Raw genomic sequence first — 16,242 nt, 5'->3', positions numbered from 1 at the left:
ACACTCCTTAGTGGCTTTCCTTGTCGGTTATTCATTGACCACGTAGGTATAAAAACGGATGCGACCGTCTTCGCGTTCCTGGAACACGCCCTGAACTTCGTAATTGAAGCCGGGAAAACGATTGAAGGACTCCTGGAACGCCATGAAATAATCCAGCATCGGTTGGGCACGGTCATCCCAACGCTCGCCGGGGAGCACGACACCGATTCCTGGCGGATAGATGAGCGCCAGAGTTGCGGAGACGCGGTCTTTGACACGATCGAGCGGCACATACTCGACCCGGTTCGCGACGAGCGCCTCATACGCTTCTTCCGGCGACATCGCGAGTTCCGGGAAGCTCGACGCGCGGAAGCACAGCCGCTGCAGATTCTTGACGTTCGCCTCGCGATAGAAGCCGTGCATCTCGTTGCACACGCGCCGCAGCGTGTAGCCTTCGTAGCGTTCGCTGTGCGCGGCGCAGAGCGTGGGCAGTACTTCAGCCAGCGAGGCATCGCGATCCCACAGGTTCTTGAATTTGACGAGCCGTGCTATCAGCGTATTGAGCTTGCTTTCGTCTTCTGCCGGCGTCATCAGAAAGAGGATGCTGTTCAGGTCGCACTTTTCGGGGACGATTCCTTCTTCACGCAGGTAGTTCGCCACGACCGTCGCGGGCACGCCGAAACTCAGATACTCGCCTGTGCTCGCGTCGATTCCGGGCGTCAGCAGATTCAGCTTGTTCGGATCGGCCATCACGTAGCCGTCGGCGTAGCCGGTATAGCCGTGCCAGGTCGCTTCCGGGCGGAATTCCCAGCACTGCTGCTCGCGCTTGATGACGTCGGTCGAAATGTCTTCCCATGCGACATTCGATGTGTCCGCGATGAAATTCGAATGGCGGATATCGACGACGTCGGGAACGAAAGGATCGAAGAACCACTGCTCCTCTGCGCTCTTGCCTGTCTCCTGATAGTGGCGGGCGAACTGGCGGAATTTCTTTCGCGCCTCGATGCCAAGCTCGATACAGCTGTCCCACAGCACTTCGCCCGCTTTCCCTTCGTGCACTTTTGCGTTGACGTCGAGCGACGCGAACAGCGGATAGAAAGGCGACGTGCTTGCGTGAATAAGGAACGACTCGTTGAAGCGCTTGTGCTCGATGTAGCGCTGTTGTCCCCGGATGTGCTCGTCTCGCTTGTGAATCTGCGACGCCTGCGAAAAGCCGGCTCCCTGCTTATGGACGGACTGGGTCGAAAAGAGGCCGGGCATTTCCGGTGTCAGATCTTTCAGGCGCATCGGGCTGTGATCGTCGAACAGCGGATGGAATGCGTTGTAGCCGATCCACGCCTCATCCCACAGCACGTAATCGCATAAATGGCCGATCTTCTCGAGTACTTTGCGGACGTTGTAGATCGTCCCGTCGTAAGTCGCGAGCTGAATGCATGCGAGCCGGAACGGGCGTTCCGAGTGGCTGCGTTCCGGGTCCTTGACCAGTGGGCTGTTACGGATCTGCTCGCGCAGATAGTCTTCGTTCCAGGCTTGCCAGTCGACCGCGCCGATCATCCCGTATGCGTTGCGCGAAGTCGGCAGGAAGATGGGAATCGCGCCGGCCTGAACGAGCGCGCCCTGATGCAGCGACTTGTGATTGTTGCGGTCGAACAGAACGAGATCGCCGCGTTTGAGAACGGCGCCCGTCACGATCTTGTTGGATGTGCTGGTGCCATTGAGGACGAAGTACGTCTGATCTGCGCCGAACACTTCGGCGGCGTGACGCTGCGCTTCCGCAGCCGCCCCTTCGTGTATCAGCAGATCGCCGAGATCGACATCGGCATTGCACAGATCATTGCGAAAGATGCTTTCGCCGAAATGCTTAAAGAACAACTGCCCAGCCGGCGACTTCCGATAGAACTGCCCGCCCTGATGCCCCGGACAGTCGAATGCGATATTGGCTTGCGCATCGTACGCAACCAGTCCGCCGAAGAACGGCGGCAGCAGGCTCAAGCCGTATTTGACGAGGCTCGCCATGACCTGCTTCGCGTAGAAGGCGGGTGTTTGCAGTCCGAGATAGATATAGCCGTCGACTTCGCCGAGTCCCGCTGTCACCGCGAGATCCGACAGATGGTGCGAGTTTGCGAGTGCCCAGAGCGGCGTCCGGAAGCCTAGCGAGCGCACGGAAGCGGCGAGTTTCCGCGCCGCTTCCAGGCAGGCGCCGTCGATCAGGACGATATAGGCGCCGACGTCGGCGTCTTCATTGACGTCGCGTGTGAAGCTATCCGTCACTTCGACGCGAAAGTGCTCTGCCGTGATCTGCTCCAATAGCTCGCTCGTCTGCGCGTCATTTCGGTCCACGATCGCGACTACCTTCAGAAAATTGTGGAAGGGAATTGGGATGGTGGGCGCCTTCAAAGGGCGAGAGAGCATGGTCACTCCTTCTTCAACCGGCTTCGCGAATCAACGTGATTTGTCGCCGATGAGCGAGGCCTCAGCGGACGTCCGGCGCAGGAATTTGTACCGTCAACTTTCGGCATTGCGACTATTCATTCAGATCGACAAGTAACAGGAAGGCAGAACGCACAACCGGGGACTACCGTGGTTTCCGGATGTCAGTGGTCATCTGGCAGAAGGCGGCCTGGTGATACCTTGCTGCAGGTCTCTCCCGGTTGTTGCTGGAGCCCGAGAGCGGGCTGCCAGAGGTGCGCCGATATAGTCGTCGTAGGTGCTACGTATATAGTTGGCGAGCTTATCGCTTATTGCAAATTTTTTTGTCTACACGAGAACCTGGCATAGCGAATCAAGCAGATCCCGTTCGTATTCGCGTTTGTTGAATATCGCTGCTTATCAAGTGCCGATGTCTGGTCATTCATTTTTTAGAAAATATCTCGCGTATATTTTCAATTGCTGTCGCGCTATTCGACGCTTGCAATATCTGGTATGTGGTTCGCGTGGAATCTTGAACAATGCAGTTTTATCAACCAGAATGATCTGCAGATGACGTGCCGGTTTTTTCAAAGAACAGTAAGAACAACCAGACGGAGTATTTCCAGGACGCGCTTTCGCTTTCGTTCATTGCCTGATAAGAGTCCGCGTGTGTCGAGGTGCAGCCGCATAAATAAAATCCTGGCCGCACGTCACTTCACGCGTGTTGCGGGGCGGCAGATCAAGCCGCATGGCGCTCTCGCGCGTGCGATGACTTTCTGTCAATGAACACGCGAAAACAGTCTTTCGCCTGAAGGCAGTAAGTCGATAAGCGGGCTTCCGTTGCAAAATCGACAATCGGCAAGCCGCCACACCTGATGCGCATATAGGAGACAGCGATGAACACAGAGGTCACCAGGCTCGGAGCGTACTCCGAGGTTGGCAAGCTGCGCATGGTGATGGTCTCTGCGCCCGGACTGGCTCATCAACGCTTGACGCCAAGCAATTGCGACGAGCTGTTGTTCGACGATGTCATCTGGGTGAGCCAGGCCAAGCGAGATCACTTCGACTTTGTCACGAAGATGCGCGAGCGCGGGGTAGAAGTTCTCGACGTGCACAACCTCCTGACGCAGACGCTGGAAAATCCCGAAGCGCGTAAATGGATACTCGACCGAAGGATCTCCGAAGACAGCGTCGGCGTAGGGCTAAGCAACGAAGTGCGCGCGTGGATGAACGAACTGGAGTCGCGCAAGCTTGCCGAATTTCTGATCGGCGGCGTCTCGCTCGACGACATTCCCGGCAGCGATGCGCCCGTCGTCAAGCTCTTTCGTGAGTATCTGGATTACTCCAGTTTCCTGCTTGCGCCGTTGCCGAACATGGTCTTTACGCGCGACACGACTTGCTGGATCTATGGCGGCGTGACGCTCAATCCGATGTATTGGCCTGCGAGGCGGCAAGAGACGCTGCTCGAAGCCGCGATCTACCGGTTTCACCCGACGTTCGCCAACGCAAACTTCGAGACCTGGTACGGCGATCCCGACAAGGACCACGGCGCATCGACGCTGGAAGGCGGCGATGTGATGCCCGTCGGCAAAGGGACCGTGTTGATCGGCATGGGCGAACGCACATCGCGGCAGGCAATCGGCCAGGTCGCGCGGGCGCTGTTCGAGAAAGGCGCGGCTGAACAGGTGCTGGTCGCGGGCATGCCGAAGTCACGCGCAGCCATGCACCTCGACACGGTGTTCAGTTTCTGCGACCGCGATCTCGTGACGATATTCCCGGAAGTAGTCGGGAAGATCATCACGTTCACAATCAGGCCCGACGACAAGAGTTCCTATGGCATGAGCATCCAGCGCGAAGACAAGCCCTTCGTCAAGACCGTGGGCGATGCGTTGGGGCTGAAGGAACTGCGCGTCGTCGAAACGGGAGGCAATCAGTTTGCGGCGGAACGCGAGCAATGGGACGACGGCAACAACATGGTGTGCATCGAGCCCGGCGTCGTCGTCGGCTATGACCGCAATACGTTCACGAACACGCTGCTGCGCAAGGCGGGCATCGAAGTGATCACGATCGCGGCCAGCGAGCTTGGGCGAGGCCGCGGTGGCGGGCATTGCATGACGTGCCCGATTGCGCGCGATCCCGTTGATTACTGAGGCGTTTGCCCGCGTCGAGCCGACGCTCAGCCACCCGATCGATGGAGACAACTCATGGCTTTCAATCTGCGAAACCGCAGTCTTCTCAGCCTCATGCATCACAGCGGCCGCGAGCTGCGCTATCTGCTCGACCTGTCGCGCGATCTCAAGCGCGCCAAATACGCGGGCACCGAGCAACAGCATTTGCAGCGCAAGAACATTGCATTGATCTTCGAAAAGACCTCTACTCGAACGCGCTGTGCATTCGAAGTCGCCGCGCACGATCAGGGCGCACACGTCACCTATATCGATCCGACATCGTCACAAATCGGACACAAGGAGAGCATGAAGGATACGGCGCGCGTGCTCGGCCGCATGTTCGACGCGATCGAGTACCGTGGATTCAGCCAGGAAATCGTCGAGGAACTGGCGCGCTACGCATCCGTGCCCGTGTTCAACGGACTGACGGACGAATACCATCCGACGCAGATGCTCGCCGACGTGCTGACGATGCGCGAGTACTCCGACAAGCCGCTGCACGAGATCAGCTATGCGTACCTCGGCGATGCGCGCAACAACATGGGCAACTCGCTATTGCTGATCGGCGCAAAGCTCGGCATGGACGTGCGCGTTGCAGCGCCGAAGTCTCTATGGCCGCATGAGGAACACATTGCTGCATGCCAGCAATTCGCAAAGCAAAGCGGTGCGCGCATGACGCTCACCGAAGATCCGAAAGAAGCGGTGAAAATGGTCGATTTCATTCACACCGACGTGTGGGTGTCGATGGGCGAGCCGGTCGAAGCCTGGGACGAAAGGATCAAGGCGTTGCTGCCGTATCAGGTGAACCGCGCGCTGATCGAGTCGACAGGCAACCCGAGAACCCGCTTCATGCACTGTCTGCCCGCCTTTCACAACTGCGAGACCAAGGTCGGCCAGCAGATCGCGGAGCGCTACCCAGATCTTGCGAACGGAATCGAAGTGACGGATGACGTCTTCGAGTCGGATTACAACATCGCATTCGAGCAGGCAGAGAACCGGATGCATACGATCAAGGCCATCCTCGTCTCGACTCTGGCCGATATCTGACCGTATCGGTTTCGTCCCACGTTCGTCGCCGTGTGGCCCACTCGTGCCGCTCGGCCACGCATTCCGCAGGAGGATCGCATCATGCGCCTTGTCATCGCACTGGGCGGCAATGCGCTGTTGCAGCGCGGCCAGCCCATGACGGAGAGCCAGCAGCGCGAGAACGTCAAGATTGCCGCCACGCAGATCGCCAGCGTGGCAACGGGCAATGAACTCGTCATCGCGCATGGCAATGGTCCGCAGGTCGGCTTGCTTGCGCTGCAAGGCGCGGCCTACAAGGACGTATCGCCGTATCCGCTCGATGTGCTCGGTGCGCAGACGGAAGGGATGATCGGCTATCTGATCGAACAGGAACTGGGCAATCTTCTGCCGTTCGAAGTCCCGTTTGCGACGATCCTGACGCAAGTCGAAGTGGATCTCGAGGACCCGGCGTTCAATCATCCGACCAAGCCCATCGGTCCCGTGTATTCGAAGGAAGAGGCGCAGACGCTGGCGGAAGAAAAAGGCTGGAGCATTGCGGAGGATGGCGACAAGTATCGCCGCGTGGTCGCGAGTCCGCGGCCGCAGCGCATCTTCGAAATCCGTCCGGTGAAATGGCTGCTGGAGAAGGGCACCATCGTCATCTGCGCGGGCGGCGGCGGCATCCCGACGTGCTATGACGAAAACCGCAAGCTGCGCGGCGTGGAAGCCGTGATCGACAAGGATCTGTGCTCCGCGTTGCTCGCACAGGAACTCGAGGCGGACGTGCTCATCATCGCGACCGATGTCAACGCAGCCTACGTCGACTGGGGCAAGCCGACGCAAAAGGGCATTGCACAGGCCCATCCGGACGAACTCGAAAAGCTGGGCTTTGCGTCGGGGTCGATGGGACCCAAAGTCCAGGCCGCCATCGAATTCGCGCGCAAGACGGGCAAGGATGCCGTGATCGGCGCGCTTCGCGATATCGTCGCGATCACGCAAGGCATGGCGGGTACGCGGATCAGCGTGCGCAAGCCTGGCATCGAGTTCTATCCGCTCGCGTAACGCGGCGGGCGGTGTTCGCTTGCGCCCGTACGACCCGCGCGGCGACCCGTCACTTCGCCTGGCTGGCGCGCCAGTCGCGCGGCGTCATCTGGAAGTTCGCGACGAACCAGTTCGTGAACGAGCCCTGCTGCGCGTAACCGAGAAGCGACGCGACGCGTCCGATCGGATAGCGCGGGTTGCTCATGTAGCGCACGGCAAGCTCGCGCCGCACTTCTTCGACCTGATCCGAGAAGCTCGTACCGGATGATTTCAACTGACGTTGCAGCGTGCGCACGCTCACGCCCAAATGACGGGCGACCAGTTCGACGGTGGCCTGTTCGAGGGGCAGCAGCAGATAGATCGCCTTGCGCACTTCCAGCGCGGTGGAATCCGGCCCCGTCGCGTTGAGGGGAGCGGCCAGGCTCTCGGCGTATCGCACGAGTTCAGGGTCCGCTGCCGGATTGGGATAGTCGAGATCGGCGGCGGCGCACACGAAGCCGTTGAAGTCGCTGCCGAACTCCAGCGGACAGCCGAAGAACCGCCGATGAAACGTGAGGTCCGCGTGTGCGGCGTGAGTGAAATGGACAGCGCGAGGTTTCCAGAACTGGCCGAGCAGCGCGCTCGAATGGCGCGCGAGGACGCCGAGCGCCAACTCGATCGCCTGCGCCGTCGGCGTGCCCGGCGCGACGACGAGTTCCTCGCGAATCGTGACCGTTTCGCCTGTCGTTTCGACATAGACGGCCAAGGCTTCGTTGAGCAAATGCCGGTATTCGGCTGCCGCCAGCAACACCTCGCGCAACGTGCGCTTGTGCGCGAGCAGAACGTTGACGACGCCAGTGCCGAACTTCTGCCGGGTTTCGGCCATCTGCAACGCGAACGTCGGGCACGACGCCTTGGCAGCCGTGAGTTCCAGCAGGCGGCAGCAGGCGGCGGCGGGCACGCGATCGTTCGCATTGGCAAGCGCCGCGGGATCGATTCCGGCCTGCTGCGCGAGTTCCACGGGGTTCAGTCCGAGCCGCCGCGTCACATCGAAATAGCCGTTCATGGCGATCGACCCGAGCATCGTTTCCATTGTTCTTTCTCCGCAGTCTCTTCATACATGCTGCGCCTTGCCTTTCGGCGATGCGATGCGCGCTGCGGGCCAATACTGGTGTTAACGCGCAGTGGCACGGATCGCTAAAAGGATGGCGCCTGATCATAAAAGTCTAGCGCGTGGATGCCGTATTGTGCGAGCACGACGGTTCGACATGTTCCGTTTTCACGCGACCCTCGCGGCATCGGAACCTCATTCATATCTGGAGAAAGACATGCAGTTTCTCGACGATTCGCTGCACCCTGAGAATCAGGACAAGGTAGTCATCACCACCGCTCCGTACGGCCCGGAGTGGATGCCCGAAGACTTTCCGGAAGACATCCCCGTGACGATGGACGAGCAGATCCAGAAGGCCGTCGACTGCTATAACGCCGGCGCCACGGTGCTTCATCTGCACGTGCGCGAACTGGACGGCAAGGGTTCGAAGCGCCTGTCGAAGTTCAACGAGCTGATCGCGGGTGTGCGTGCAGCCGTGCCCGACATGATCATCCAGGTGGGCGGCTCGATTTCGTTCGCACCGGAAGACGAAGGGCAGGCCGCGAAGTGGCTGTCCGACGACACGCGTCACATGCTCGCCGATCTCGACCCGGCGCCGGACCAGGTGACGGTCGCGATCAACACCACGCAGATGAACATCATGGAGCTGCTCTATCCGGAGTACCTGGAGGGCACCTCGTTGTCGAATCCCGCGTTCATGGCCGCGTACAGCGAAATGACGGTGCCGGCGGGCCCGGCATGGGTCGAGGAGCATCTGCGCCGTCTGCAGGCTGCGGGCATCCAGCCGCACTTCCAGCTCACGGGCATTCACGCGCTCGAAACGCTCGAGCGTCTCGTGCGCAAGGGCGTCTACAAGGGACCGCTGAACCTGACGTGGATCGGCATCGGCGGCGGCTTCGACGGCCCGAACCCGTTCAACTTCTTCAACTTCGTGCATCGCGCGCCCGATGGCTGCACGCTCACGGCCGAGTCGCTGCTCAAGAACGTGCTGCCGTTCAACATGATGGCGATGTCGATGGGCCTGCATCCGCGTTGCGGCATCGAAGACACGATCATCGACCAGCACGGCAAGCGCTTTACGTCGGTGCAGCAGATCGAGCAGTGCGTGCGCGTCGCGCGTGAACTCGGGCGCGAGATTGCCAGCGGCAAGGAAGCGCGCGAGATTTACCGCATCGGCGTGCAGTACGAGACTGTCGACGAGACGCTCGCCGCCAACGGCATGGCGCCGAATCGCCAGTCGGGCGTGAGGAACCTGCCGCTGCGCGCAGCGTGACAGATTGAAGCCCGGCGGGCGCATCGACGGGCGCCGGGCTTCGAAGGCAGGACTTTCCGGCGCGTGCCGGGGAGCATGAGGACATATCCATAATCGGCCGCCGCTTTGCCCAGCTGGCAAGGACGCACGGACGGCCGACAAAGAGGCGGACGGGAAGGAGACAAATCATGCTGATGCAGCATGCCGAGCCCACGACGGGCGACGTTACGGCAACACAAACGGATGTGCGCGCGTATGCGTGGGTGGTATTTGCGTTGACGGTCGGGTTGCTGCTCTCCGACTACATGTCGCGGCAGGTGTTGAACGCCGTGTTTCCGCTGCTCAAGGCCACGTGGAGTCTTTCTGACGCGCGGCTGGGTTCGCTGAGCAGCGTGGTCGCGCTGATGGTCGGCGTGCTCACGTTTCCGCTGTCGGTGCTCGCCGACCGCTGGGGCCGCGTGAAAAGCATCGTCCTGATGGCGGCGATGTGGAGTCTCGCGACGCTGGGCTGCGCGATCTCGACGAACTACGGCGAGATGCTGCTTGCGCGCGCCTTCGTCGGCATCGGCGAAGCGGCGTACGGCAGTGTCGGAATCGCCGTCGTGCTGAGCATCTTTCCGGCGCGGTTGCGCTCCACGCTCACGGGCACGTTCATGGCGGGCGGCGCATTCGGCTCGGTGCTGGGCATGGCCGCTGGCGGCGCGGTCGCGGCTCATCTCGGCTGGCGCGCGGCATTCGGCGCGATGGCGGTCATGGGGATCGTGCTGGTCGTGTGCTACCGGTTCATCGTCACCGAAAAGCGTCTTGCGCCGCTGCAGCCCGCAGGCGCGAACCGGCAGTCGGAAGGGCCCGGCGTGCGCTTGAGCTTGCGCGCGCTGATGAAGGGGCTGTTCTCGACGAAGTCCGTCGTGTGCGCTTATGTCGGCAGCGGCATTCATCTGCTCGTGCCCGCCGCTATCTGGGCGTGGATGCCGAGCTTCCTGAACCGCTACTACGGCATGGCCACGGGCAAGGCGGCCATGAGCGCGGCAGTGTTCGTGCTCGTGACGGGCTTGGGCATGGTGGTGTGCGGCAACCTCGCTGACCGGCTCAGCAAGAATGTGCGCGAAAGAAAATGGCTCGCCGCGATCGCGTTCTGCCTCGCGTGCTTCACGCTGCTCGCGATCGGCTTCCACATGCCTGCGGGTCCATTGCAACTCGTCGTGATCGGCATCGGCATGTTCTTCTGCGCGGGTGCGAGCGGTCCGTCGGGCGCGATGGTGGCGAACCTCACTCCGCCGTCGATTCACGCATCGGCGTTTGCGACCCTCACGCTCGCGAACAACCTGCTGGGTCTCGCGCCCGCTGCCGTGCTGACGGGAATGGTCGCGGACCGGATCGGGCTGCTGGGTGCGTTGCAACTCGTTCCGTTCGCGCCTCTTGTCGCGGCCATCGCATTCTTTATCGGCAAACGGAATTACGCTGGCGACCTGGACCGCCTGAACGCTCTGCGCGAGCAGGCGATGCGCTGACGATAGCGCTCGATACGCGCAACGGCGGCGCGCGCTCAACGCAGCAGCCTGAAGTTGCGCGACAGACGAAACGAAATGGACCTTGCAGTTCGAGGTTCGAGTAATGGATAGGAGATTCAACATGGCAAAAGCAGTGCGCTTCCACGAAACGGGTGGTCCCGAAGTCTTACGCTACGAGGACGTCGAAGTGGGCGATCCCGGCCCCGGACAGGTCCGCCTGCGCCATGAGGCAGTGGGCCTCAATTTCGCCGATACCTACTTCCGCAGCGGTCTTTACCCGGTCCCGCTGCCTGCGGGGATGGGCGTCGAGGCGGCGGGCGTGGTCGAAGCCATCGGCCCCGATGTCACGAACGTCGCGGTGGGCGATCGCGTGACCTATACCGGCTTTATCAACACGCTCGGCGCCTACAGCACCGAACGCCTGATTCCGGCGGCTCCCCTCATCAAGCTGCCCGATGCGATTTCGTGCGAAACGGCCGCCGGCATGACGATGCGCGGGCTGACCTCCGCGTATCTTATGCGCCGCATTTACGACTTCAAGGCGGGCGACACCATCCTGTTGCACGCGGCTGCCGGCGGTGTCGGCCTGATCGTGTCGCAATGGGCGAAGCTGCTCGGCCTCACGGTGATCGGCACGGTGTCGACGGAAGCCAAGGGCGAAGTGGCCCGCGCGCATGGCTGCGACCACATCGTCTATTACAGCCGCGAAGACGTCGCGAAGCGCGTGCGCGAACTGACGGGTGGCGTCGGCGTGAACGTGGTGTTCGACAGCGTCGGCAAGGACACCTTCGAGGCCTCGCTCGATTCGCTCAAGCGTCGCGGCCTGATGGTCTGCGTCGGCACGGCGTCCGGGCCGATCCCGCCGTTCAATCCGCAGATGCTGGCGATGAAGGGCTCGCTCTATCTGACGCGCCCGGCGCTCGCCGACTTTATCGCCGACCCGGCCGAGAAGAACGATCTGGCCGGCGAAATCTTCGGGCACATCGCCGCGGGCCGCATCAGGATCGAGTTGAACCAGCGTTACGCGCTCGAAGATGCCGCGCAAGCCCATCGGGACCTGGAGACGCGCAAGACGACGGGCTCGTCGGTCTTCGTCATCTAAGGAAACAGTCATGCGAATCGAACAACTGACGTGCGCGATCGGCGCGGAACTGGTCGGCTTGAATCTCGCCGATGCGATCCACGACGATGCGCTGTTCGCCGAAATCCGCGCAGCGCTGCTGAAACATCGGGTGCTGTTCCTGCGCGACCAGGACATCACGCGCGCCGAGCACGTGGCGTTTGCGCGCCGCTTCGGCGAACTGGAAGATCATCCCGTCGCAGGCAGCGATCCGGAGCATCCGGGTCTCGTGCGCATCTACAAGAACCCGGATCAGCCGAATGACCGCTACGAAAACGCGTGGCACGCGGACGCCACCTGGCGCGAAGCGCCGCAGTTCGGCGCGGTTCTTCGCTGCGTGGAGTGTCCGCCCGTCGGCGGCGACACGATGTGGGCGAACATGGTCCTCGCCTACGAGAAGCTGCCGGATCACGTCAAGAGCCAGATCGCTGAACTTCGCGCCCGCCACAGCATCGAGGCGAGCTTCGGCGCCGCGATGCCGATCGAAAAGCGCCTCGCGCTGAGAGAGCAGTTTCCGGACGCGGAGCATCCCGTCGTGCGCACGCATCCCGAGACGGGCGAGAAGGTGCTGTTCGTGAGCGCCTTCACCACCCATATCACGAACTACCACACGCCGGAGCGCGTGCGCTTCGGGCAGGACGCGAATCCGGGCGCAGGCGATCTGCTGCGCTATCTGATCAGCCAGGCCTACATCCCCGAGTACCAGGTGCGCTGGCGCTGGAAGCCCAACAGCATCGCGATCTGGGACAACCGCAGCACGCAGCACTATGCGGTGATGGATTACGCGCCGTGCCATCGCAAGATGGAACGCGCCGGCATTATCGGCGACAAGCCGTACTGATCGCGCAGGACAACGCTTCATGACTCTCGATACGACGCCGACGATCCTGATCGTGCCCGGCTTGCGCGACCACGTCGCGGAACACTGGCAGACCCTGCTGGAGCAAAAGCTGCCGAAGGCCGCCTCGGTGCCGCCGCTCGAACACGACAAGCTCAGTTGCGCGGCACGCGTCGCGGCGCTCGATGCGGCGCTCGCGAAAATCGACGGCCCGGTGATCCTGGTCGCGCACAGCGCGGGCGTGATGATCACCGTGCACTGGGCGCAGCAGCGCAGCCGCAAGATTCACGGCGCGCTGCTCGCGGCGCCTGCGGACCTCGAAACGCCGCTGCCCGCAGGCTATCCGTCCATCGATGCGATCGCGCAGAACGGCTGGCATCCGATCCCGCGCAAGCCGTTGCCGTTCCCGAGCATCGTCGGCGCGAGCCGCAACGATCCGCTCGCGCAGTTCGAGCGTGTGCGTGCAATGGCGGAAGACTGGGGCAGCCGCCTCGTCGATCTCGGCGAAGTCGGCCATCTGAATCCCGCTGCGGGCTTTGGCGAATGGCCGATGGCGCAGACGCTGATTCGCGAATTGCTTTGATCCGCGGTGCGCAGCGGATCAGGAAAGGAAGTTGAGATGTCACGTCAGATCGCCGTGAGCCCTGCCGATGAACTCGCGCCTGGCCAGCGGAAGCTCGCATTCGTCGATGGACGCAGCATCGTCCTCTTCAACATCGGCGGCGCGATTCACGCAATCGACAACTCGTGTCCGCACAACGGCGCCTCGCTCGCGAGCGGACAGCTGGAAGGGTGCGTGCTGCGTTGCCCCGCGCACGGACTGCGCTTCGATCTGCGCACGGGCTGCATGCCGGGCACCGGCGGTTTGAGCCTGACGACTTTCCCGGTGCGGACAGTCGATGGGCAACTGGTCGTCAGCCTCGATGAGCCGGACGCCACCACCAATCAGGAGAAGGAAGGATGCAAGGTTTGATGATGCAGCAGCCGCTGCTGGTCGCTTCGCTGCTCATGCACGCCGAACGCCATCACGGCAAACAGGAAATCGTGTCGCGCCGGGTCGAAGGGGACATTCACCGCTATTCGTATCGCGATCTCGCGCAGCGCGCGCGCCGCATGGCAAATGCGCTGACGAGCCTCGGCGTCAGGCCGGGCGACCGGGTAGGGACGCTGGCATGGAACGGCTATCGGCACATGGAGCTGTATTTCGCCGTGTCGGGGTCCGGGTCCGTGCTGCATACGCTCAACCCGCGTCTGCACGCCGATCAGCTCGCGTACATCATCGAGCACGCGGAAGATCGCGTCGTGTTCTTCGACCTCACGTTTCTGCCGCTGATAGAGAGCGTCGCGCCGCGCGTCAAGAGCCCGAAGGTGTTCGTGGCGATGACCGACCGCGCGCACATGCCGCGAGAGTATGGCCTGTCCATGATGCTGCTGTGCTACGAGGATCTCATCGATCTTCACGACGATGTGTTCGACTGGCCGCTCGTCGACGAGAACAGCGCGTCGTCGCTGTGCTACACGTCGGGCACCACGGGCAATCCGAAGGGCGTGCTGTACAGCCACCGCTCGACGGTGCTGCACACCTACGCAGCGGCGCTGCCGGATTCGCTGAACTGTTCGGCGCGCGATGTGATTCTGCCCGTCGTGCCGATGTTCCATGTGAACGCGTGGGGACTGCCGTACATCTCCTGCATGGTCGGCGCGAAGCTGGTGTTTCCGGGGCCGGCGCTCGACGGCAAGTCGCTCTACGAATTGATCGAAACCGAACAGGTCACACTGTCGGCGGGTGTGCCGACTGTGTGGCAAGGACTGCTTGCGCATGTCGACGCGATCGAGGGTGCGTTCTCGTCGATGAGGCGCACGATTATCGGCGGCGCGCCGTGTCCGACCGCGATGACGGCGGCGTTCCAGGAGCGCTATCGAGTCGACGTGCTGCACGCATGGGGCATGACGGAATTGAGCCCCGTCGGCACGGTGTGCGCCTTCAAGGCTCACCACCTGTCTCTGCCCACCGACGAGCGCTATGCCGTTCAGGCGAAGCAGGGGCGCGCGGTGTTCGGCATCGACATGAAGATCGTCGGCGCGGACGGCGAAGAACTGCCGTGGGACGGCCAGGCGGCCGGCGATCTGCTCGTGCGCGGACCGTGGGTCGTGCAGCAGTACTTCGGAAGTAGCGACGCGTCGCATCTGCGCGACGGCTGGTTTCCGACGGGCGACGTCGCGAAGATCGACGCCGACGGCTTCATGCAGATCACGGATCGCAGCAAGGACGTCATCAAGTCGGGCGGCGAATGGATCAGTTCGACCGACATCGAAAACGTCGCATGCCTGCATCCGGAAGTCACGACGGCTGTGTGCATCGCCGCGCGGCATCCGAAGTGGGACGAGCGGCCGCTGCTGCTGATCGTGAAGAAGCCGGGCAGCGCGCTCGCCGCCGAAGAACTGCTGGGCTTCTTCGATGGCCGGGTCGCGAAATGGTGGAAGCCCGATGCGGTGGTGTTCGTCGACACCGTTCCCCTCGGTGCAACCGGCAAGGTACTCAAAAACCTGTTGCGTGACCAGTTCGGAGACTATTACTTGACGGCCTGACCCGTCGGACTTTCGATAACGCAGTTCTATTCGATGAAAAAACAGCCGGGTTCGCCCGGCACTCCCAGGATTGGAGGAGACTGAATGAAAACGAAGTTAAGCAGCGCTGCTGCACTGGCGATTTTCGCTACGGCCGCTCATGCGCAATCGTCCGTTACGCTCTATGGCGTGATCGACACCGGGTTCCTGTATCAGAGCACCTCGGCGGCAACGTTTCAGCCGCATGCGCCGAACCTGGGTCACGTCTATCAGCTCAAGGACGGCGGCATCTATGCCAGCTTCTGGGGCATGAAGGGAAGCGAAGACATCGGCGGCGGCTACAAGGTCAACTTCAAGCTGCAGGGCGTATTCAACTCCACGAACGGCAAGTTCGGCCTGTCCGATACGCCGGGCACGACCGCGATCTTCAACCAGTTCGCGACGATCGGCGTGTCCGGTCCGTTCGGCACTTTCGACGCCGGCCGGCAGATCATCCCGATGATCTACGCGATGGCTGAAACGGATGTGCGCGGCGCACAGTATTTCGGCAGTATTCTGACTGCGTGGCTGGGCATCAATCAGGCGGCCGGCTGGCCCGGCACGAGCACGAATGCGCCGATCGGCGCGCTGTATGACAGCAATGCGCTGGTCTACAACTCGCCGAAGTTTTATGGCGCCTCGCTTGCGCTGGAGTACGCGCCGGGCGGCGTCGCTGGCCAGTTCCAGGGCGGCACGCGCGAGTCGGCCGTGCTCAAGTATTCGAACTACGGTCTGAATCTGTCCGCCGTCTACTACAACGGGCACGATACCAATCCGTTCCCGCTGACCTACCCTGCAGCTCCTGCAGTGCCCGCGACGGGACTCGCCAACAATCGCTTCTACTATTTCGGAGCGATGTACACGATCAGCGGGTTTTCGTTTTCGGCCTCGTACGGCGTCGGCAAGAACCCGGCCCATAGCAATACCGCAGACTTCGAAATGGTGTCGGGTGGCCTCGGCTACCAGTTCAATCCGCGGTTCAAGGTCACGTCAGGCTACTACTACCTGAAGGACAAGAACAATTCATCGAACCATTCGAGCGAGTTCGCCGTGGGCGCGGAATACAACCTGTCGGTGAGGACGAAGGCTTACGCGCAAGTCGGCTATGTCAGCAACAAGGGAACCATGAACCAGACGATCATCTATGGGGCTCCTGTTGCGCCGGGCGAGTCCACCACTGCGGCAATGGTCGGCATTCGCCATGTCTTCTGATCGCGCCACA

The 16,242-nt window shown here is 61.8% G+C and carries 13 protein-coding genes; 11 read left to right on the top strand and 2 right to left on the bottom strand.

All coding sequences use genetic code 11. The features are described from left to right. Nucleotides 1-27 precede the first annotated feature (27 nt). The gene (gene speC / locus AB4Y32_RS35420; RefSeq protein ID WP_439899881.1) at nucleotides 28-2,391 is read right to left on the bottom strand and encodes an ornithine decarboxylase; all 2,364 of its coding nucleotides are present in this window, start codon (nucleotides 2,389-2,391) and stop codon (nucleotides 28-30) included. Between the two features lie 893 nt (nucleotides 2,392-3,284). Between speC and arcA the strand changes: the two genes are divergently transcribed. From arcA to arcC, 3 genes are all read left to right on the top strand, one after another. After that, nucleotides 3,285-4,538 carry an arginine deiminase gene (gene arcA / locus AB4Y32_RS35415; RefSeq protein ID WP_368725751.1) on the top strand — a complete coding sequence of 418 codons (1,254 nt, stop codon included), beginning with the start codon at nucleotides 3,285-3,287 and terminating at the stop codon, nucleotides 4,536-4,538. Nucleotides 4,539-4,592: 54 nt separating this feature from the next. Then, nucleotides 4,593-5,603 carry an ornithine carbamoyltransferase gene (locus tag AB4Y32_RS35410; protein ID WP_368725750.1) on the top strand — a complete coding sequence of 337 codons (1,011 nt, stop codon included), beginning with the start codon at nucleotides 4,593-4,595 and terminating at the stop codon, nucleotides 5,601-5,603. Nucleotides 5,604-5,684: 81 nt separating this feature from the next. Further along, nucleotides 5,685-6,623, top strand: coding sequence for a carbamate kinase (gene arcC / locus AB4Y32_RS35405; protein ID WP_368725749.1), 939 nt, complete (start codon nucleotides 5,685-5,687; stop codon nucleotides 6,621-6,623). Between the two features lie 49 nt (nucleotides 6,624-6,672). On the opposite strand, the gene AB4Y32_RS35400 is transcribed toward arcC, so the two are convergent. Further along, on the bottom strand, nucleotides 6,673-7,674 hold the full coding sequence (locus AB4Y32_RS35400) for an AraC family transcriptional regulator (protein WP_368725748.1): 1,002 nt from the start codon (nucleotides 7,672-7,674) through the stop codon (nucleotides 6,673-6,675). Nucleotides 7,675-7,909: 235 nt separating this feature from the next. Between AB4Y32_RS35400 and AB4Y32_RS35395 the strand changes: the two genes are divergently transcribed. The 8 genes from AB4Y32_RS35395 (at nucleotide 7,910) to AB4Y32_RS35360 (ending at nucleotide 16,232) form a co-directional block, all read left to right on the top strand. Then, nucleotides 7,910-8,965: a 3-keto-5-aminohexanoate cleavage protein gene (locus AB4Y32_RS35395; RefSeq protein ID WP_368725747.1), complete on the top strand. Its 1,056-nt coding sequence runs from the start codon at nucleotides 7,910-7,912 to the stop codon at nucleotides 8,963-8,965. Nucleotides 8,966-9,132: 167 nt separating this feature from the next. Further along, the gene (locus tag AB4Y32_RS35390; RefSeq protein WP_368725746.1) at nucleotides 9,133-10,455 is read left to right on the top strand and encodes an MFS transporter; all 1,323 of its coding nucleotides are present in this window, start codon (nucleotides 9,133-9,135) and stop codon (nucleotides 10,453-10,455) included. A 121-nt stretch (nucleotides 10,456-10,576) separates the two neighbouring features. Then, complete coding sequence (locus AB4Y32_RS35385) at nucleotides 10,577-11,557, top strand: quinone oxidoreductase (protein ID WP_368725745.1); 981 nt, start codon at nucleotides 10,577-10,579, stop codon at nucleotides 11,555-11,557. Nucleotides 11,558-11,567: 10 nt separating this feature from the next. Beyond that, on the top strand, nucleotides 11,568-12,416 hold the full coding sequence (locus AB4Y32_RS35380; protein WP_368725744.1) for a TauD/TfdA dioxygenase family protein: 849 nt from the start codon (nucleotides 11,568-11,570) through the stop codon (nucleotides 12,414-12,416). Nucleotides 12,417-12,435: 19 nt separating this feature from the next. Beyond that, nucleotides 12,436-12,996: an RBBP9/YdeN family alpha/beta hydrolase gene (locus AB4Y32_RS35375; protein ID WP_368725743.1), complete on the top strand. Its 561-nt coding sequence runs from the start codon at nucleotides 12,436-12,438 to the stop codon at nucleotides 12,994-12,996. A gap of 36 nt (nucleotides 12,997-13,032) precedes the next feature. Continuing rightward, nucleotides 13,033-13,386: a Rieske (2Fe-2S) protein gene (locus AB4Y32_RS35370; protein ID WP_368725742.1), complete on the top strand. Its 354-nt coding sequence runs from the start codon at nucleotides 13,033-13,035 to the stop codon at nucleotides 13,384-13,386. Then, a complete protein-coding gene (locus AB4Y32_RS35365; RefSeq protein WP_368725741.1) occupies nucleotides 13,374-15,002 on the top strand; it encodes a 3-(methylthio)propionyl-CoA ligase in 1,629 nt (542 codons plus the stop codon). The genes AB4Y32_RS35370 and AB4Y32_RS35365 overlap by 13 nt, the downstream gene beginning before the upstream one ends. Nucleotides 15,003-15,086: 84 nt before the next feature. Continuing rightward, a complete protein-coding gene (locus AB4Y32_RS35360) occupies nucleotides 15,087-16,232 on the top strand; it encodes a porin (RefSeq protein ID WP_368725740.1) in 1,146 nt (381 codons plus the stop codon). Nucleotides 16,233-16,242 lie beyond the last annotated feature (10 nt).

The sequence above is a fragment of the Paraburkholderia phymatum genome, assembly GCF_040965635.1.
GTDB classification, from domain to species: Bacteria; Pseudomonadota; Gammaproteobacteria; order Burkholderiales; family Burkholderiaceae; genus Paraburkholderia; species Paraburkholderia phymatum_B.
The sequence above is the reverse complement of the archived record's forward strand: the minus strand, read 5'-3'. Positions and strand labels throughout refer to the sequence as shown.